The 14594-nt window shown below is 76.3% G+C and carries 17 protein-coding genes; 10 read left to right on the forward strand and 7 right to left on the reverse strand.

Annotated features, from left to right (window positions below):
* Positions 1-24: 24 nt before the first annotated feature.
* Positions 25-732, forward strand: coding sequence for a DUF6629 family protein (locus tag K8Z61_RS11135; RefSeq protein WP_224129484.1), 708 nt, complete (start codon positions 25-27; stop codon positions 730-732).
* Positions 733-781: 49 nt separating this feature from the next.
* Here the strand turns inward: K8Z61_RS11135 and gabT are convergent, their stop codons facing one another.
* Positions 782-2143, reverse strand: a complete 1362-nt coding sequence (gabT, locus tag K8Z61_RS11140) for a 4-aminobutyrate--2-oxoglutarate transaminase (RefSeq protein WP_224129486.1) — start codon at positions 2141-2143, stop codon at positions 782-784.
* Positions 2144-2262: 119 nt separating this feature from the next.
* On the opposite strand from gabT, the gene K8Z61_RS11145 reads away from it, so the two are divergent.
* Positions 2263-3153 (forward strand): LysR family transcriptional regulator, encoded by an 891-nt coding sequence (locus K8Z61_RS11145; RefSeq protein ID WP_224129487.1) that lies wholly within the window; start codon positions 2263-2265, stop codon positions 3151-3153.
* A gap of 12 nt (positions 3154-3165) precedes the next feature.
* Here K8Z61_RS11145 and K8Z61_RS11150 read toward each other — a convergent pair whose 3' ends face one another.
* Genes K8Z61_RS11150 through K8Z61_RS11160 form a run of 3 tightly spaced genes read right to left on the reverse strand, consistent with a single transcriptional unit; the run spans position 3166 to position 5698 of the window.
* Positions 3166-4203 (reverse strand): cation diffusion facilitator family transporter, encoded by a 1038-nt coding sequence (locus K8Z61_RS11150; RefSeq protein WP_224129489.1) that lies wholly within the window; start codon positions 4201-4203, stop codon positions 3166-3168.
* Positions 4200-4568 (reverse strand): metalloregulator ArsR/SmtB family transcription factor, encoded by a 369-nt coding sequence (locus K8Z61_RS11155; RefSeq protein ID WP_224129491.1) that lies wholly within the window; start codon positions 4566-4568, stop codon positions 4200-4202. Before K8Z61_RS11155 ends, K8Z61_RS11150 begins: the two co-directional genes overlap by 4 nt.
* Positions 4569-4588: 20 nt before the next feature.
* A complete protein-coding gene (locus tag K8Z61_RS11160; protein WP_224129493.1) occupies positions 4589-5698 on the reverse strand; it encodes a hypothetical protein in 1110 nt (369 codons plus the stop codon).
* A 156-nt stretch (positions 5699-5854) separates the two neighbouring features.
* Here K8Z61_RS11160 and K8Z61_RS11165 point away from each other — a divergent pair, with 156 nt between their 5' ends.
* The 7 genes from K8Z61_RS11165 (at position 5855) to K8Z61_RS11195 (ending at position 11596) form a co-directional block, all read left to right on the forward strand.
* Positions 5855-7240 (forward strand): substrate-binding domain-containing protein, encoded by a 1386-nt coding sequence (locus K8Z61_RS11165; protein WP_224129505.1) that lies wholly within the window; start codon positions 5855-5857, stop codon positions 7238-7240.
* Positions 7241-7344: 104 nt separating this feature from the next.
* Positions 7345-8577, forward strand: a complete 1233-nt coding sequence (locus K8Z61_RS11170; protein WP_224129507.1) for a PKD domain-containing protein — start codon at positions 7345-7347, stop codon at positions 8575-8577.
* The gene (locus tag K8Z61_RS11175) at positions 8577-9209 is read left to right on the forward strand and encodes a MotA/TolQ/ExbB proton channel family protein (protein WP_224129509.1); all 633 of its coding nucleotides are present in this window, start codon (positions 8577-8579) and stop codon (positions 9207-9209) included. Before K8Z61_RS11170 ends, K8Z61_RS11175 begins: the two co-directional genes overlap by 1 nt.
* Complete coding sequence (locus K8Z61_RS11180) at positions 9206-9529, forward strand: DUF2149 domain-containing protein (RefSeq protein WP_224129511.1); 324 nt, start codon at positions 9206-9208, stop codon at positions 9527-9529. Before K8Z61_RS11175 ends, K8Z61_RS11180 begins: the two co-directional genes overlap by 4 nt.
* Positions 9526-10242, forward strand: a complete 717-nt coding sequence (locus K8Z61_RS11185; RefSeq protein ID WP_224129513.1) for an ABC transporter permease — start codon at positions 9526-9528, stop codon at positions 10240-10242. Before K8Z61_RS11180 ends, K8Z61_RS11185 begins: the two co-directional genes overlap by 4 nt.
* Complete coding sequence (locus tag K8Z61_RS11190) at positions 10239-11204, forward strand: ATP-binding cassette domain-containing protein (protein WP_224129515.1); 966 nt, start codon at positions 10239-10241, stop codon at positions 11202-11204. The genes K8Z61_RS11185 and K8Z61_RS11190 overlap by 4 nt, the downstream gene beginning before the upstream one ends.
* Positions 11205-11209: 5 nt before the next feature.
* On the forward strand, positions 11210-11596 hold the full coding sequence (locus K8Z61_RS11195) for a molybdopterin-binding protein (protein ID WP_224129517.1): 387 nt from the start codon (positions 11210-11212) through the stop codon (positions 11594-11596).
* A 142-nt stretch (positions 11597-11738) separates the two neighbouring features.
* Here the strand turns inward: K8Z61_RS11195 and K8Z61_RS11200 are convergent, their stop codons facing one another.
* Positions 11739-12131: a tautomerase family protein gene (locus K8Z61_RS11200; protein WP_224129519.1), complete on the reverse strand. Its 393-nt coding sequence runs from the start codon at positions 12129-12131 to the stop codon at positions 11739-11741.
* A 163-nt stretch (positions 12132-12294) separates the two neighbouring features.
* On the opposite strand from K8Z61_RS11200, the gene K8Z61_RS11205 reads away from it, so the two are divergent.
* Complete coding sequence (locus K8Z61_RS11205; RefSeq protein WP_224129521.1) at positions 12295-12777, forward strand: DUF2505 domain-containing protein; 483 nt, start codon at positions 12295-12297, stop codon at positions 12775-12777.
* Between the two features lie 31 nt (positions 12778-12808).
* Here the strand turns inward: K8Z61_RS11205 and K8Z61_RS11210 are convergent, their stop codons facing one another.
* The gene (locus tag K8Z61_RS11210) at positions 12809-13150 is read right to left on the reverse strand and encodes a DUF6912 family protein (RefSeq protein ID WP_224129523.1); all 342 of its coding nucleotides are present in this window, start codon (positions 13148-13150) and stop codon (positions 12809-12811) included.
* Positions 13147-14589 carry a wax ester/triacylglycerol synthase family O-acyltransferase gene (locus K8Z61_RS11215; protein ID WP_224129525.1) on the reverse strand — a complete coding sequence of 481 codons (1443 nt, stop codon included), beginning with the start codon at positions 14587-14589 and terminating at the stop codon, positions 13147-13149. The genes K8Z61_RS11210 and K8Z61_RS11215 overlap by 4 nt, the downstream gene beginning before the upstream one ends.
* Positions 14590-14594 lie beyond the last annotated feature (5 nt).

Genomic DNA, 14594 nt, shown 5'->3' on the forward strand with positions numbered 1-14594 from the left:
ACCCGCCCACGAAGGACGCTCCCCATGTGCTTCTCCCCCGAGATGGACCTCGCCGCCGGCACCGCCGTCACCCTGGTGGGCCTCGACGCGCTGCGGCACGTCACCCGGCCGCGCCAGTGGCCGCTGGCCGCCCTGCCCGTCGTGTTCGGCGTGCACCAGCTGGTCGAGACGCTCGTCTGGTGGGAGCTGCAGGGACGGCTCACCGGGAGCGTCCTGGGCCAGGAGTGCCGGGTCGCCGGATCGGTGGCGGCCTGGGCCTACGTGCTGATCGCGATCTGCGTCGTCCCCGTGCTGGTGCCGGTGGCGTTCGCGGCGCTGCGCACGAGTCGTGCGCCGGCGGCTGACGTCGTGTTCGTGACGGCCGGGGTCGTGGTGGCGCTCGTCGGCCTGCACGCGCTGCTGGACGGGCCGCTCGGCCGCCGGATCGAGGGGCACCACGTCGCCTACTCCGTCGACCCGCCCGTGGCCACCCTCTTCGTCGCCGTCTACGTGCTCGCCACCTGCGGGCCGGGACTGGCGGCGCGCTCCCGTCCGCTGCTGGCCTTCGGGGCGCTCAACCTCGTGGTGGTGGCGCTGCTGGCCTGGCTGATGCAGGACGGCCTGATCTCGCTGTGGTGCGTCTGGGCGGCGGTCACCAGCGTCCTGGTGGCGGTGCACCTGCGACGCGAGGCGCAGCGGGCGCCCGCGGCCGCGCCGGCGCTCGCCGACCGCCGGATCGACGCCGGCACCTGACGCCGGCACCCGACGTCGGCACCCGACGCCGGCACCTGACACCGGGACCTCAGGAGGCCGCGAAGGCCGCCTCGAGCACGTCGAGCGCGTCGTGCAGCAGGGCGTCGGAGATCGACAGCGGCGGCAGCAGCCGCAGCACGTTGCCGAAGGTGCCGCAGGTCAGGACGACGACGCCCTGCCGGTGCGCGGCGCCCGCGACGGCCTTGGCCAGCGCGGCGTCCGGCTCCCCGGAGGCGGGGTCGACGAGCTCGACGGCGAGCATCGCGCCGCGTCCGCGCACCTCGCCGATGCGGGCGTCGCGCTGCCGCAGCTCGCCGAGCCGGGCGGTGACCAGCGCGTGCACCTCGCGGGCGCGGGCCACGAGCCCGTCGGCCTCGATGGTCTCGATCGCCGCGAGCGCCGCGGCGCAGGCCAGCGGGTTCCCGCCGTAGGTGCCGCCGAGGCCGCCCACGTGCGCGGCGTCCATGATCTCGGCGCGACCGGTGACGGCCGAGAGCGGGAGTCCGCCGGCGATGCCCTTGGCGGTGACGATCAGGTCGGGCACGACGTCCTCGTGCTCGCAGGCGAACATCGCGCCCGTGCGGGCGAAGCCGGTCTGCACCTCGTCGGCCACGAACACCACGTCGTTCGCGCGGCACCAGGCGAGGAGCGTCGGCAGGAACCCCTCGGCGGGCACGATGAAGCCACCCTCGCCCTGGATCGGCTCGATCACGACGCAGGCGAGGTTCGCGGCGCCGACCTGGGCCTCGATCTGGGTGATCGCGCGGCGGGCCGCCTCGGCGCCGTCGAGGCCGCCGTCGCGGAAGGGGTACGACAGCGGCGCGCGGTAGACCTCGGAGGCGAACGGGCCGAAGCCGTGCTTGTAGGGCATGCTCTTGGCGGTCATCGCCATCGTGAGATTGGTGCGGCCGTGGTAGGCGTGGTCGAAGACGACGACGCCCTGCCGGCCCGTGTGCGCGCGGGCGATCTTGACGGCGTTCTCGACGGCCTCGGCGCCGGAGTTGAACAGCGCGGTGCGCTTCTCGTGGCCGCCGGGCGTCAGCCGGTTGAGCGCCTCGGCGACCTCGACGTAGCCGGCGTAGGGCGTGACCATGAAGCAGGTGTGGGTGAAGGCCGCCACCTGCGCCTGCACCGCCTCGACGACGCGGGGCGCGGCGTTGCCCACCGTCGTCACCGCGATGCCGGAGCCGAGGTCGATCAGGTGGTTGCCGTCGACGTCGACGACGATGCCGCCGCCGGCGCGCTCGGCGAAGACCGGCATGGTGGTGCCGACGCCGGCCGCGACGGCCGCCGACTTGCGCTCCATCAGCGCCCGCGAGCGGGGGCCGGGCAGCTCGGTGACGAGCCGGCGCTCCTGGGCCGGGGCCCCCGCGGCGGGAGCGGACGGGGTGGGGTCGGCGGTGAGCGTCACGGGGTCCTCCAGGCGGCACGGGCTGAGGAGATCAGTGTCCGAGGCGACGCCCATGCTGTCCAATGCCTGATCGGCGCGGAAACCATGCTCGTCGGGCATGGGATGCCTAGGCTGCGGCCATGGAGCTGCGCCACCTCCGCTACCTCGTCGCCACGGCCCGCGCGGGCGGCGTCACCGCCGCGGCCGCCGAGCTGCACCTGACCCAGCCCGGCCTCTCGCGCCAGCTGCGCGATCTCGAGCGGGAGCTCGGCGTCGACCTCTTCGAGCGGCGTCCGGGGCCGCTGCGGCTCAGCCGGGCGGGCGAGGAGCTGCTGCCGCTCGCGGCGGCGGCCCTCGACGCCGCCGACGAGCTGCGTCGCGCCGCGGCCCTGCGCGCCGAGGGGCGGCTGTCCCGGCTGCTCGTCGCTGCCCCCACCGTCACGCTCACCGACGTGGTGGCGCCGTTCGTCGCCGGCCTGGCCATCGACGACCCCGTGGTCGACGCCCGGGTCGCCGACGGCGTGACGGCGCGGGCCATGCTGCTCGACGGCGTCGACCTCGCTCTGGCGCCCGCGCCGGCCGCGGCGCCCTTCGTGGCGCGTCCGCTCGCGACCCTGCCGGTGTGGGCCTGCGTGGCGCCGGCGCACCCGTGGGCCGCGCGCGGCACGGTCGGCGTCGGCGAGCTCGCCGACGGCGCGGGCGGCGCCGCGATCGTCGTGCCGCCGGCCTTCACCGCCCGCGCCGCCCTCGAGACGGCGCTGGCGGCGTCCGGTCGCGCGCTCGGCGAGCACGTCGAGGCCGGGACGGGCGCGCTGGCGCAGGCGCTCGCCGCCGCGGGCCGCGGCGTGGCGATCGTCTCCGACGAGCCGCGGTTCGGGCTGCGCCCGGTGCGCCTCGCCGACGACGACGGGCGGCCGGTGGTCGTCCGGCTGCACGCCTCGTGGGACCCGCGCCCGGCCACCGGCGCCACGGTCGAGGCCCTGGTCGACCGGCTCGCGGCCTTCGTCGACCGGGCCTACCCGGCCGCCTGATCCGACGGGGGCTCAGGCCCGCCGGGCGGGCTCGGGCACGACCTCGACGACCACGTCGCCGAGCCGGCGCAGGTCGTGGCGCAGCGAATGCCGGGCCTCGTCCGCGACGACGCCCGCCTGCACCAGGTCGAGCCCGGTGGCGCCGACCACGCGGGCCTCGGCGTGCAGCGTGTGGCCGACCCACCGCAGGCGCACCCGCTCGACCGCGACCACGCCGTCGACGTCGGCCAGCGCCGCACGGGCGGCCGCGACGTGCGCGGGGTCGACGGCGTCCATCAGCCGGGCGCCGACCTGCGCGGCCGCCGAGCGCAGCACGCCGACGATCGCCACCGAGATGAGCAGCCCGACGACCGGGTCGGCCCACTCCGCCCCGAGGGCCACGCCGAGGGCGCCGACCACCACGGCCAGGGAGGTGAACCCGTCGGTGCGCGCGTGCAGCCCGTCGGCCACCAGCGCGGCCGAGCCGATCTGGCGACCGACCCGGATGCGGTACTGCGCGACCACCTCGTTGCCCGCGAAGCCGATCACGCCGGCCAGCGCGACCGCCCAGACGTGGTCGACCGCCCGGGGATCGAGCAGCCGGCGGATCGCCTCGCCGGCGGCCAGCACGCTCGACAGCGCGATCATCAGCACGACGACGACCCCCGCGAGGTCCTCCGCGCGGCCGTAGCCGTAGGTGAGCCGGTCGTTCGCCGGACGCCGGGCGAGCGCGAAGGCGGCCAGGAGCGGCAGCGCCGTGAGCGCGTCGGCGACGTTGTGCAGGGTGTCGCCGAGCAGCGCGACCGATCCGGTCAGCACGACCACCGCGCCCTGGGCCGCGGCCGTGACCCCGAGCAGCGCGAGGCTGAGCCAGAGCGCCCGACGGCCCCGCGCGTCGGCCTCGAGCGCGTCGTCGACCTGGTCGGCCGCGTCGTGGCCGTGCCCGGCGCCGAGCAGGTGCCCGCCGAGGTCGCGCAGCCGGGCCCACGGGCCGAGCCGCCCGTGCCCGTGTCCGTGCCCGTGCCCGTGGCCGAGGTCGTGGTCGTGCGGGGAGTGGACGTCGTGGCTCATGCGGGCCGCACCCCGCCGCGTCGCTCAGCCCGGTGATGCGCCGGCACCACGTCCAGCAGGTGCTCGACGTGGCCGACGGCGTCGAGCACCAGCTGACGCACGTGGCCGTTCTCGACCCGGTAGAGGGCCGACGTGCCGACCCGCCGGGTCGTGACCAGCCGCGCCATGCGCATCTTCGCCAGGTGCTGGGAGACGGCCGGCACCGGGCGCTCCAGCGCCGCCGCGAGCTCGGAGACCGAGCGCTCGTCGTCGAGGAGCAGGCCGGCCAGGCGCAGCCGCGTCGGGTCGGCCAGCATGCGCAGCACCTCGACGGTGAGCGTGACGACGTCGTCGTCCCACGGCATGGCTTGCGTGTTTGCGTGCATGCGCAAACACTAGCGGAGGGCTAGAGACCGGCGGCCACCGCCGGGGCCAGCTCGGTGCGTCCGCGGCGGGCCCGCGCGGCGCTCACCGTCACCGCGCCGACGCTGCCGAGCACCGCCCAGGCCGCGAGCACCAGCAGGGGCCGGACGATCGCGTGCCCGTCGAAGTAGAGGAGCCCGCGCAGCAGGTCGACGCCGGCGCCGTTCACCAGCCACGGCCCGACCGCGCCGAGCGGCGTCGGGAGGAAGTCGTAGGGCACCGCGCCGCCGGCGGTCGGGTTGCCGAGCACGACGAAGAGCAGGATCACCAGGCCGGTGCCGGCGGTGCCCAGCAGCGCCTGCAGGGTCACCGCGACGGAGGCGACCGCGTAGCCCACGAGCGCGCAGGCGAGCGTCGCGGCGAGCAGGTGACCCTCGAGGAGGCCGAAGGACAGGCGGGCGAGCGCCACGACCGCCACCGCGGAGACCAGCGCGTACGCCGCCATGCCCCCGAGCCGCTCCAGGGCCAGGCGTCCGCGGGCGGCCGCCGGGGTTGCCAGCAGGCTGAGGACGGTGACGCCGAGGTAGCCGCCGAAGGCCATGACCAGCACGAGGTAGAAGGGCGCGGTGCCGCGACTGTCGGCCTGCGGCAGCGGCGCGACGTCGACGACGTCCAGCCGCCGGCCCTCGCGCGACTCCGCGTCGCCGACCTGCTGCCGGATCAGCTGGGCCTGGGCGACGCCGGCTGCGCTGGCCACGTAGAGCCGGTCGGTCGTGTCCGAGCCGCCCCCGCCCAGCACGAGCGCGCCCGCGGCGTCCCGGTCGACCTCGACCGCGGCCCGCGCCGAGGCTGGATCGGCCGCCACGCGCACCTCGACGGCGTCGCCGCCCTCCCGCTCCAGCCCCGCGGCCGCCTGCCGGGCCGCGCCGGCGCCGCCGCCGCCCGTCGTGGCCGCCACCGAGATCGGCACCTCGTGCGGCGAGGGGTCGTGGAACGCACCCAGGTAGCTCAGCGCGAAGAGCACCTGGAGCACCACGACCGCGACGAGCGCGCCGACGATCACCCGCCGCGGCGGACGCTCCGGCGGCACGTCGGCGCGGTGCGAGTGGGCTGCGGGGGCCGAGGAAGCCGCGGGGCGGGACGCGTCGCTCACGGGGGCCAGTGTCGCGGCCGCGCGGCCGGCGTTCCACACCCCCGCGGGCTGACCCGTCCGGTCCTCCACCGACCCGTCCGCGAGACGATCGGTTCCGAAACACCTAGGAAGAACCTAGGATCCAGATCCATCCCCAGCGGTCTCGGAGGACCCCTCATGCCCCGTCCCATCCCCCGTCGCGTGCGACGCTCCCTCGTCGCCGCGACCGCGCTCGGCCTCGCCGCCGCAGCCGCGCTCGGGCCCCTCGGCGCCTCCGGACCGGCGAGCGCGGCCGACCGCACGCCGTTCGTGCTGGTCGGCACCAGCGACGTCTTCGACTCCGGTCTCGTGCAGAACGTGCTCGAGCCGGGCTTCGAGCAGGCCTATCCGCAGTACGACCTGCAGTACGTCAGCAAGGGCACGGGCGCGGCCATCGCGTTCGCCCGCGCCGGCACCGCCGACGCGATGATCGTCCACGCCGCCAGCCTGGAGAACCAGTTCGTCGGCGACGGCTACTCGCTGGAGCGCTACGGCCGGGCGACGTTCTGGGGCGACTACGTGCTCCTCGGCCCGCAGGACGACCCCGCCGGCGTGCTCGACGGCGCGCCGCGCGACATCGCCACCGCGTTCGAGAGGATCGCCGCGGCCGGCGCGCAGGGCAAGGCGAACTTCGTCTCCCGCGGCGGCACCCCCGGCACCACCGTGCAGGAGCACGCGATCTGGGCGCTGACCTCCCCCGGCGAGAGCCTCACCACCTGCACCGTCAGCGCGAAGGACGGCGGCGGCTCCTCGCCGAGCACCGCGTCGGGCGCCTGCTCGAACCCGATCTCGTACCCGTCCTGGTACCACGCGACCGGCCTGACCCAGGGTCCGAACGTGCTCAACGGCTCGGTGTGCAACTACGACGGCGGCGGGTGCTACGTGTTCACCGACCGCGGCACCTTCGCCTACCTCCAGTCCACCGGCCAGGCGCAGAACCTGCAGATCGTCACGCGAGACAACTCCCCCGACGCGCGGGGCGGCCAGCCGCTGCTCGTCAACTCCTTCCACGCCTACGCCGTCAACCCGGCGAAGTTCGCCGACACCCCGAACGTCTCGCTCAACACCCCGGCGGCGCGCGCGTTCCTCGACTGGGTCACCAGCAGCGACGTGCAGACCCGCATCGGCGGCTACCTCGCCGACCGGGGCGCCCCGTTCCTCCCGTCGGCCGCGCCGCGCATCACCGGCGCGCCGACCCGCAAGATCGTCGACCGCGGCGCGTCGGTGGGCCTGCGCGGCACGCTCGCCAACGTGGTGCCCGGCACCCCCGTGCTCGCCGGGGTCAAGGTGCGCATCTACGCGGTGAAGCCGGACGAGATCCCGGCCCGGCCGCGCGCCGTCGGCACGGCGACCACGAACCGGCTCGGCCAGTGGTCGTTCGCCGTCCGCCCGAGCGCGACGACCTTCTACCTGGCCGGCACGCTGCGGCTGAACGAGATCGTCGACGAGCGGCTCGACCCGCCGTTCGGCGACATCCTGGTCGGCGGCTCGAAGCGGCTCGGCACCGTCAAGGTCCGGCGCTGAGCCGCACGGCGGTCCGGCTCGCCGCCGCGCTCCTCGGCGCGGCGGCGGGCCTCCCGCCGACCCTCGTCGTCGCCCACGCGGCGCAGGCGGCCGAGCCGGCCGGCGTGCGGATCGAGGTCGTCACGGGCGCGGGCACCGTCGTCGCCACCCGCACCGTCACCGCCGACCAGCTCTACTGCGCGCCCTCGTGCGAGGTGCGCGGCGCCTACGCACTGCGGACCCCGTCCGGCGACGCCTCGACCACCGACCAGGCGCAGTGGACGAGCATCGCGACCCTGATCCGCGACGCCGGCGCCGATCCCGCCCGCGTCACCTACGCCGAGGTGCTCGACGCGACCGGGGTGAGCCACCCGGTCGACGGCGCGCGTCTGCTGCCGGCCGACGGCGACCCCGCCGGGGGACCCGACCGGGTGCCGGCGGTCGCGACCAGCGGCTCCTCGGTGGCCTACGTGCGGCCCCTCCAGGGCGCGGACGACGCCAACCTCACCGCCGACCCCGACGCCAACGGCTACTTCCAGACCAGCCCCGCGCAGGGGCAGACCCTCGTCGTGCGCGCGCACCTCACCGGGCGCTGGCTCCGGCCGGCCGTCACGGTCACGCCCACCGCCCCCGGCACGCGCCGGACGCTCGCCGCGACCCTCGCCGACCCGCCTCCCGGCCTCGCCTACGCCTGGGACCTCGGCGACGGCGCCCGGGCGTCCGGACCCCGGGTCGCCCACACGTGGACCGCTCGCCGGGCGCCGTACGTCGTGACCCTCGTCGCCACCGCGCCCGACGGCTCCTGGGGCCGCGCCCTCGCGGTGGTCGCCACCGGCGCGACGCCCACGCCCAGCCCCAGCCCCACGCCCACTGCGTCGCCGGGACCCGGGCCGTCGCGCGAGCCATCGCGAGGGCCGGGACGCGCCGGACCCGCCGGGCCGCAGCCCTCGGCGGCGCCCGGGCCGGGCACGGCCGGCCGTCCCGGGGACGCCGCACCGGGCGCCACGAGCGGCGCGACGAGTGGCCCGGTCGCCCCGACCGCGCCGTCAGCGCCCTCCCTCAGCGCACGCCCGTCCGCCTCGTCGACCCCCGCCCCGACGACGCCGGCCGGCGAGCCCGTCACCGGCCTGCTCCTCGCGGCCGAGCCGCGGGCCGGCGGCCTCACCCTCCCGACGCCGCCCCGTGGCTCGGCGGCCGACGTCGCGCAGCCCGGGGCGGCCGCGGACGGTCGCCTGCACCTGCCCGGCTGGGCGCTGGTGATCGGCCTGGTCGCCCTGCTCTACGGTGGCGCCCTGGCGCGCGAGCTGCGCGCCGGACGCGGCGGCCGCATCGGCCGCACGGGGCGCGGGGAGGCCTGATGGAGCGGATCTACGACGCGGTGTTCGCCGTGTCGGCCGCCCTGGAAGGGCCGGTCGTGCTCGCGTCCCTGCTCGCGCTCCTCGCGGTCGTGGCCGAGGCCGGCGTGTTCACCGCGGAGGTCGTGCGCCGGCGCGGCCGCTCGCTCGAACGGCTCGAGACCGCTGGCACGGCCGCCCGCGAGGCGCTGGCCGACGGCGACCTCCCCGCCGCCCAGCGCGCGGCGGCCGACGTCGGGCACGGCGAGGCGATGGTCGAGGCCGCCCGGGCCCTGGTCGAGGTGAGCGCCCGGCCCCAGCCGGACGCCGGCGTCGCCAAGCGCCTGGCCGACTTCGACGTCCGCTGCGAGCGGCGGCTGGCGCGCACCCGGCTGCTCGTCCGGCTCGGCCCGGCGCTGGGCCTGATGGGCACCCTGATCCCGCTCTCCCCCGCGTTGGAGGGCCTGGCCCGCGGCGACGTCGCGACCCTGGCCGACAACCTGCGGGTGGCCTTCTCGATCACCGTGCTCGGCCTGCTGGTCGGCGCGGGCGCCTTCGCGCTCTCCCTCGTGCGCGAGCGGCTCTACGGCCAGGACTTCTCCGACCTGGAGTACCTCGCGGCGCTGCTCACCGAGCCGGGCTCGGGGCCGTCATGACCTCGGTCTCCCGCCGCGCGCACCGGCGTCACGACCGGGCCGGCGACCCGCTCGACGGGCTGGTCAACCTCTTCGACCTCGGCATCGTCCTGGCCGTGGGCTTCCTGCTCGCCGCGCTCTCGTCGATGTCGCTCACCGACGCGCTGCGACCCGCGGGCGCCCGGCAGCAGCCGCAGGTCGTCGTCCCGTCCGACGCCGCGGTGCAGGACGTGCCGTCCGACGGCGGACGGGTCGTGGGCCGCGGCCAGCGGGTCGGCGAGGTCTACCGGCTCGCGGACGGCCGGCTGGTGTACGTCGTGCCGCGGGAGGCGAGGCCGTGAGGTTCTTCCTCGACGGCCTCGCGGAGGCGTGGCGGATCATCGTCGGCGGCGAGCCGTGGCTGTGGCAGCTGGTGGGCGTCACGCTGCAGGTGGCGCTGATCAGCACGGCGGTGGCCCTCGTGCTCGGACTGCCCGTGGCCCTGCTGCTCGGGCTCGGACGCTTCCGCGGCCGCGGCGTCCTGATGACCCTGGCCAACGCGGGCCTGGGCCTGCCCCCCGTGCTGGTGGGCCTGGTGCTCGCGCTGCTGATGTTCCCTGCGGCGCCGCTCGGCCGGTTCCAGCTGCTGTTCACGCTGAAGGGCGTGCTGATCGCCCAGACCCTGCTGGCCCTGCCAGTGATCGTCGCGCTGGGCGCGGCCGCGCTCCGCGAGGTGCCCGCGGGCCTGCTCGACCAGGCCCGCGCGCTGCACGCCGGACGCTGGCAGGTGGGCCGCCTGGCCGTGCGGGAGGCCCGCACCGGCCTGCTGGCGGCGATCATCGCCGCCGTCGGCTCCGGGCTCTCCGAGGTCGGCGCGGTCGTGCTCGTCGGCGGCAACATCGAGGGCGTCGACCAGACCCTCGCCAGCGCCGCGCTGCAGCGGGTCGAGGCCGCGCGGTTCTCCGAGGGCCTGGCCATCGGCATCGTGCTGCTGGGCCTCATCCTCGTCATCACCGCGCTGCTCACCCTCGTGCAGTCGGGTCGCGCGCTGCGCCGCGTCGGGACGTCGTCGTGAGCGCCGACATCACCCCTGCTCCTCCGGGCGCCCCGGCCGGGCTCACCGCGCTGCGGCTGGACGCGCTGACGGTGCGGCGGGGCCGGCGACCGGTCGTGCTCGACGTCGACCTCACGCTCGCGGCCGGGGAGACCGTCGCCCTGATCGGCCCCAACGGCGCCGGCAAGTCGACGCTGCTCCAGGCCGCCAGCGGCCTCCTCCCCGCCCACCGGGGCCGCGTGACGGCCACCGGCCGCACCGCCACGGTGCTGCAGGACGTCCGGCTGGCCCGGCGCAGCGTCCGCGCCAACGTCGAGCTCGCGCTGGCCTGGTGGGGCGTGCCGCGCCGCGAGCGTCGGCGCCGGGTCGAGGACACCCTCGAGCTGCTCGGCGTCGCCCACCTCGCGCGCCGCCCCGCCGGCGCGCTGTCCGGCGGGGAGGCGCGTCGCGTCCACCTCGCCCGCGGCCTGGCGGTGCGCCCCGACGTCCTGCTGCTCGACGAGCCGTTCGCCGGCCTCGACCCGCAGGCCCACGAGCGGCTCGTCCTCGATCTCGGACCGGCCCTGGCCGCCAGTGGCGCCGCGGTGCTCGTCGTCCTGCACGAGCGACGCGACGCCTGGGCGCTCGCCGACCGCGTGGCGGTGCTCCTCGAGGGCCGGCTGGCGGCGCTGGACGCCCCCGAGCGGCTCCTCGCCGCGCCGCCGAGCGCCGCCGTGGCCCGCTTCCTCGGCTACGAGTCCGAGCTGCGCCTGCCCGACGGCTCCCGGCTGGTGCGCGATGTCGACGTCGTCCTCGATCCCGCGGGGCCGCTCGGGGGCCGCGTGATCCGCACCCTGCGCCGCGAGCACGACGTCCGCCTGCACGTCGCCACCGACGCCGGCACCGTCTGGGTCGCGGCTCCGCTCGCGCCGCCCACGCCGGAGGTCCGGCTGCGGGTCGTCGGCGGCTTCCCCGTCGACGCCGCCGACCCTGACCTAGCCTGAGCGTCATGACCCTCCTGCGCATCGGCGAGGTCGCCTCCGCCCTGGGCGTCAGCGTCGACACGCTGCGCCGCTGGGAGGCCGAGGGCCGGGTCGCCTTCGAGCGACGCAACGGCCAGCGCGTGCTCGACGCCGCCGCGCTGCCCGGGCTCACCGCCGCGCTGGCCTCCCGCAACCGCTCCTCCAGCGCCCGCAACCGCTTCACCGGCGTGGTCACCGCGGTGCGCACCGACGCGATCATGGCCCAGGTCGAGCTCGCCTGCGGCGACTACCGCGTCGTCTCGCTGATGAGCGCCGAGGCCGTCGCCGAGCTCGGGCTCGAGGTCGGCAAGCCCGCCACCGCCGTCGTCAAGGCCACCAACGTGGTGGTCGAGGTGGAGGGGGTCAGCGGGTAGGGCTGGCGCCGTCGGTTTCCCCGGTCGACCGGGGAAACCGATCGATGAGGGGCGAAGTTTCGCCTGTCATCGATCGGTTCTGCCCGTCCTGATCCCTCCCGACCCGCCGAGGTCGACCCCGCGGGTCGTCCGGGACGACGCCTCAGGGCAGGTCGCCGGTGAGGAACTGGGCGGTGCCGCCGCCGAAGGACCAGTCGGCGGGCCCGTTCTCGACGATGCTCACCATCAGGTCGCTGGACGCCACCCCGCAGCGCTCCTCGAGCACCTCGGCGAGCCGACGGTAGAAGTCCTGCTTGGCGGGCTCGGTGCGCTGCCGGCTCGTCACCCGGATCATCACCACGCGGTCGGTGCGCTCGAAGCCCAGCCCGGTGTCGAGCAGGACGAGCTCGCCCGGGTCGTGCTGGGTCAGCACCTGGTAGCGGTCGGTGTCGGGCACCTCGAACGCGGCGACCATCGCCTCGTGCACCGCGTCGAGCAGCGTGCGCAGCTCCTCGGGGCTGCGTCCGCGGACGACGTCGACGGCGATGAGCGGCATGGAGACCTCCGGGGATGCGGGACGGACGCCCTCGACGCTAGGTCGCGCGCCTGTCCGCCCCCTCACCCTCAGGGCGGGCGGGGCGGGACCCTCGGGCATGATGGCGCTCGCCCATCCCCTGCCGGGTCGACTCGACGGCCCGCACGCCTCGGAGGACTCCCGCATGAGCAAGCGCATCCGTCACGAGCTCACCTACGACGCCCCGCTGGCCGACGTCGCCGCGATGCTCGCCGACCCCGCCTTCCGCGAGCGGGTCTGCGCCTTCCAGGGCGTCACCCGTCAGACCGTCGCGATCGACGGCTCGGGCGCGGGCATGACCGTGAGCATCGACCAGGTGCAGCCCGCGAAGGGCATCCCGGCGTTCGCCACCAAGTTCGTCGGCGACGAGGTCAACATCGTCCAGCAGGAGACCTGGAGCACGGTCGACCGCGCCGCGCTCACCGTCACCATCCCCGGCAAGCCGGGCGAGATGGAGGGCACCGTCACCCTCACCGAGGCCGGCGGGGTCACCACCGAGGTCGTCGACCTCGAGATCAAGGTGCGCATCCCGCTCGTCGGCTCGAAGATCGAGGGCCTGATCGGCGACCTGCTCACCAAGGCGCTGCGCGCCGAGAACAAGGTCGGTCGGGAGTACCTCGCCGGCTGACGCAGGGCCCGGACGGCCCTCGGCTGGCGACTCAGTCCGCGAGGCCGAGGAGGTCGCCGACCTCCTGGGTGGCGTACCACGCGAGGTCGTCGTCGGCCTCCGCGCCGGGCTCGACGTCGACGTGCACGCTCGCGACGTGCCGCCAGGGCGCGGCCAGGCCCACGGTCGGGACGTCGACGGCCAGCACCACCCGACGCGGGTCGTCGCTCCCCGCGGCCCGCTCGGCGGAGGCGACCGCGGCGTCGAGCAGCGCGTCGTACTCCGCCTCCTCGGAGGTGTCGGAGGCGGTGACGGCCTCGGTGGTCGGCACCTCCCCCGCGGCGTGGAACCGCGCGAGCTCGGCGTAGGTGGCCGGCACGTACGCGCGGGTCACGGCGCGGCCTTGCTGCTGCGACGACGGCCGCGCGGCACCCGCGGGCGGGTGCCGGTGACGGTGTCGAGGAGCTCGTCGAGGGCCTCGGTCAGGCATTGGCCGAGCACGTCGGCGTCGGGCACGCGCGCGCCGTCGGCGGTGATGCCGTACGCGACGCTGCCGTCGTAGCTGGTGACGCCGATCGCGAGCGCCTGGCCGGGCAGCAGCGGCGGCACGGGGTAGGTGAGCTCCATCCGGGCGCCGGCGGCGTAGAGCGGCGACTGCGGGCCCGGCACGTTGGTGACCATCAGCTGGAAGCTGCGCCGCGCCTGCTCCGCGGCCACGCGCGAGCCGATCGCGTGGAACGTCGTGGGCGCGAAGCCCGCGATGCCGGCGAGCCGGTTGGCGGCCACGCCCCGACCGGTCTCCTTGTGCACCTGGAAGGAGTAGGAGACCTGGTGCAGCCGCACCACCGGGCTCGGCTCGGCGATGGGCAGGTCGACGAAGTGCGCGGCGATCTGGCTGCCGAGCGACGTGGCCTCCAGCTCGCGGTCGATGACCGACACCGGCACCAGCGCTCGCACCTCGCGGAATCCCCGCAGGGACTCGTCGTGGGTGAGCAGCCAGCCGCGCAGACCGCCGGCGATGGTGGCCAGGATGACGTCGTTGACGGTGCCGCCGTGCACCTCGCGGATGCGCCGGTACGCGGCGAGCTCGGTGACGACCGAGACCACCTTCCGCTGCTGGGAGTGGGCGGTGAGCATCGCGCCGGTGCGCCGCGGACGCCGGCCGGTGAGGCCGGCCGCGGTGCGACGCGCCGTGCGGCGCCACTGGTCGGCCGTGCGCATCACGGCGTCGGACGTGGTGTGCACGGTGTCGGAGAGGAGATCGGGCGAGGTCAGGGTGCCGACGACGGCGTCGGCCACCAGGCCCGCGCCGGACGGCGGGCGCTGGGGCTGCCACTCGTCGGCGCCGAGCACCTTCGGCGTCGGGCTCGCGTCGAGCAGCACCTGGCCGAGGTCGACGGTGTCGACGCCGTCGACGAGCACCTGGTGCGCCTTCGACAGCAGCGCCAGGCGTCCGCCGGCGAGCCCCTCGACGAGGTACATCTCCCACAGCGGCTTGGTGCGGTCGAGCGGGCGGGACACGATTCTCGACACCAGCTCGCGCAGCTGGTCGGGCGTGCCCGGCCGCGGCAGCGCGGAGCGCCGCACGTGGAAGCCGAGGTCGAAGTCGGGGTCGTCGACCCAGACCGGGTTGGCCAGGCGCCCCGGCACCTGCAGCAGCCGCTGGCGGTAGCGCGGCACGAAGGCGATGCGGTCGGCGATCAGCTCGAGCAGACGCTCGTGGTCGAAGCCGGAGTCGCCGGGGTCGAAGATCTCGACGGTCGCGTTGTGCTTGGGCGTGGCCGGCGACTCCTCGGCCAGCAGCGCGACCTCGCGCGCTCGCAGTCGGTGCACCACCG

The organism is Nocardioides sp. TRM66260-LWL (genome assembly GCF_020075545.1).
Lineage (GTDB): Bacteria > Actinomycetota > Actinomycetes > Propionibacteriales > Nocardioidaceae > Nocardioides.

What these genes read in the sequence shown, in the direction of transcription:
- K8Z61_RS11135 (WP_224129484.1), top strand. Translation starts at nt 25, where the DNA reads ATGTGCTTCTCCCCCGAGATGGACCTCGCCGCCGGCACCGCCGTCACC.
- K8Z61_RS11145 (WP_224129487.1), top strand. Translation starts at nt 2,263, where the DNA reads ATGGAGCTGCGCCACCTCCGCTACCTCGTCGCCACGGCCCGCGCGGGC.
- K8Z61_RS11150 (WP_224129489.1), bottom strand. Translation starts at nt 4,203, where the DNA reads ATGAGCCACGACGTCCACTCCCCGCACGACCACGACCTCGGCCACGGG.
- K8Z61_RS11155 (WP_224129491.1), bottom strand. Translation starts at nt 4,568, where the DNA reads ATGCACGCAAACACGCAAGCCATGCCGTGGGACGACGACGTCGTCACG.
- K8Z61_RS11165 (WP_224129505.1), top strand. Translation starts at nt 5,855, where the DNA reads ATGCCCCGTCCCATCCCCCGTCGCGTGCGACGCTCCCTCGTCGCCGCG.
- K8Z61_RS11175 (WP_224129509.1), top strand. Translation starts at nt 8,577, where the DNA reads ATGGAGCGGATCTACGACGCGGTGTTCGCCGTGTCGGCCGCCCTGGAA.
- K8Z61_RS11180 (WP_224129511.1), top strand. Translation starts at nt 9,206, where the DNA reads ATGACCTCGGTCTCCCGCCGCGCGCACCGGCGTCACGACCGGGCCGGC.
- K8Z61_RS11195 (WP_224129517.1), top strand. Translation starts at nt 11,210, where the DNA reads ATGACCCTCCTGCGCATCGGCGAGGTCGCCTCCGCCCTGGGCGTCAGC.
- K8Z61_RS11200 (WP_224129519.1), bottom strand. Translation starts at nt 12,131, where the DNA reads ATGCCGCTCATCGCCGTCGACGTCGTCCGCGGACGCAGCCCCGAGGAG.
- K8Z61_RS11205 (WP_224129521.1), top strand. Translation starts at nt 12,295, where the DNA reads ATGAGCAAGCGCATCCGTCACGAGCTCACCTACGACGCCCCGCTGGCC.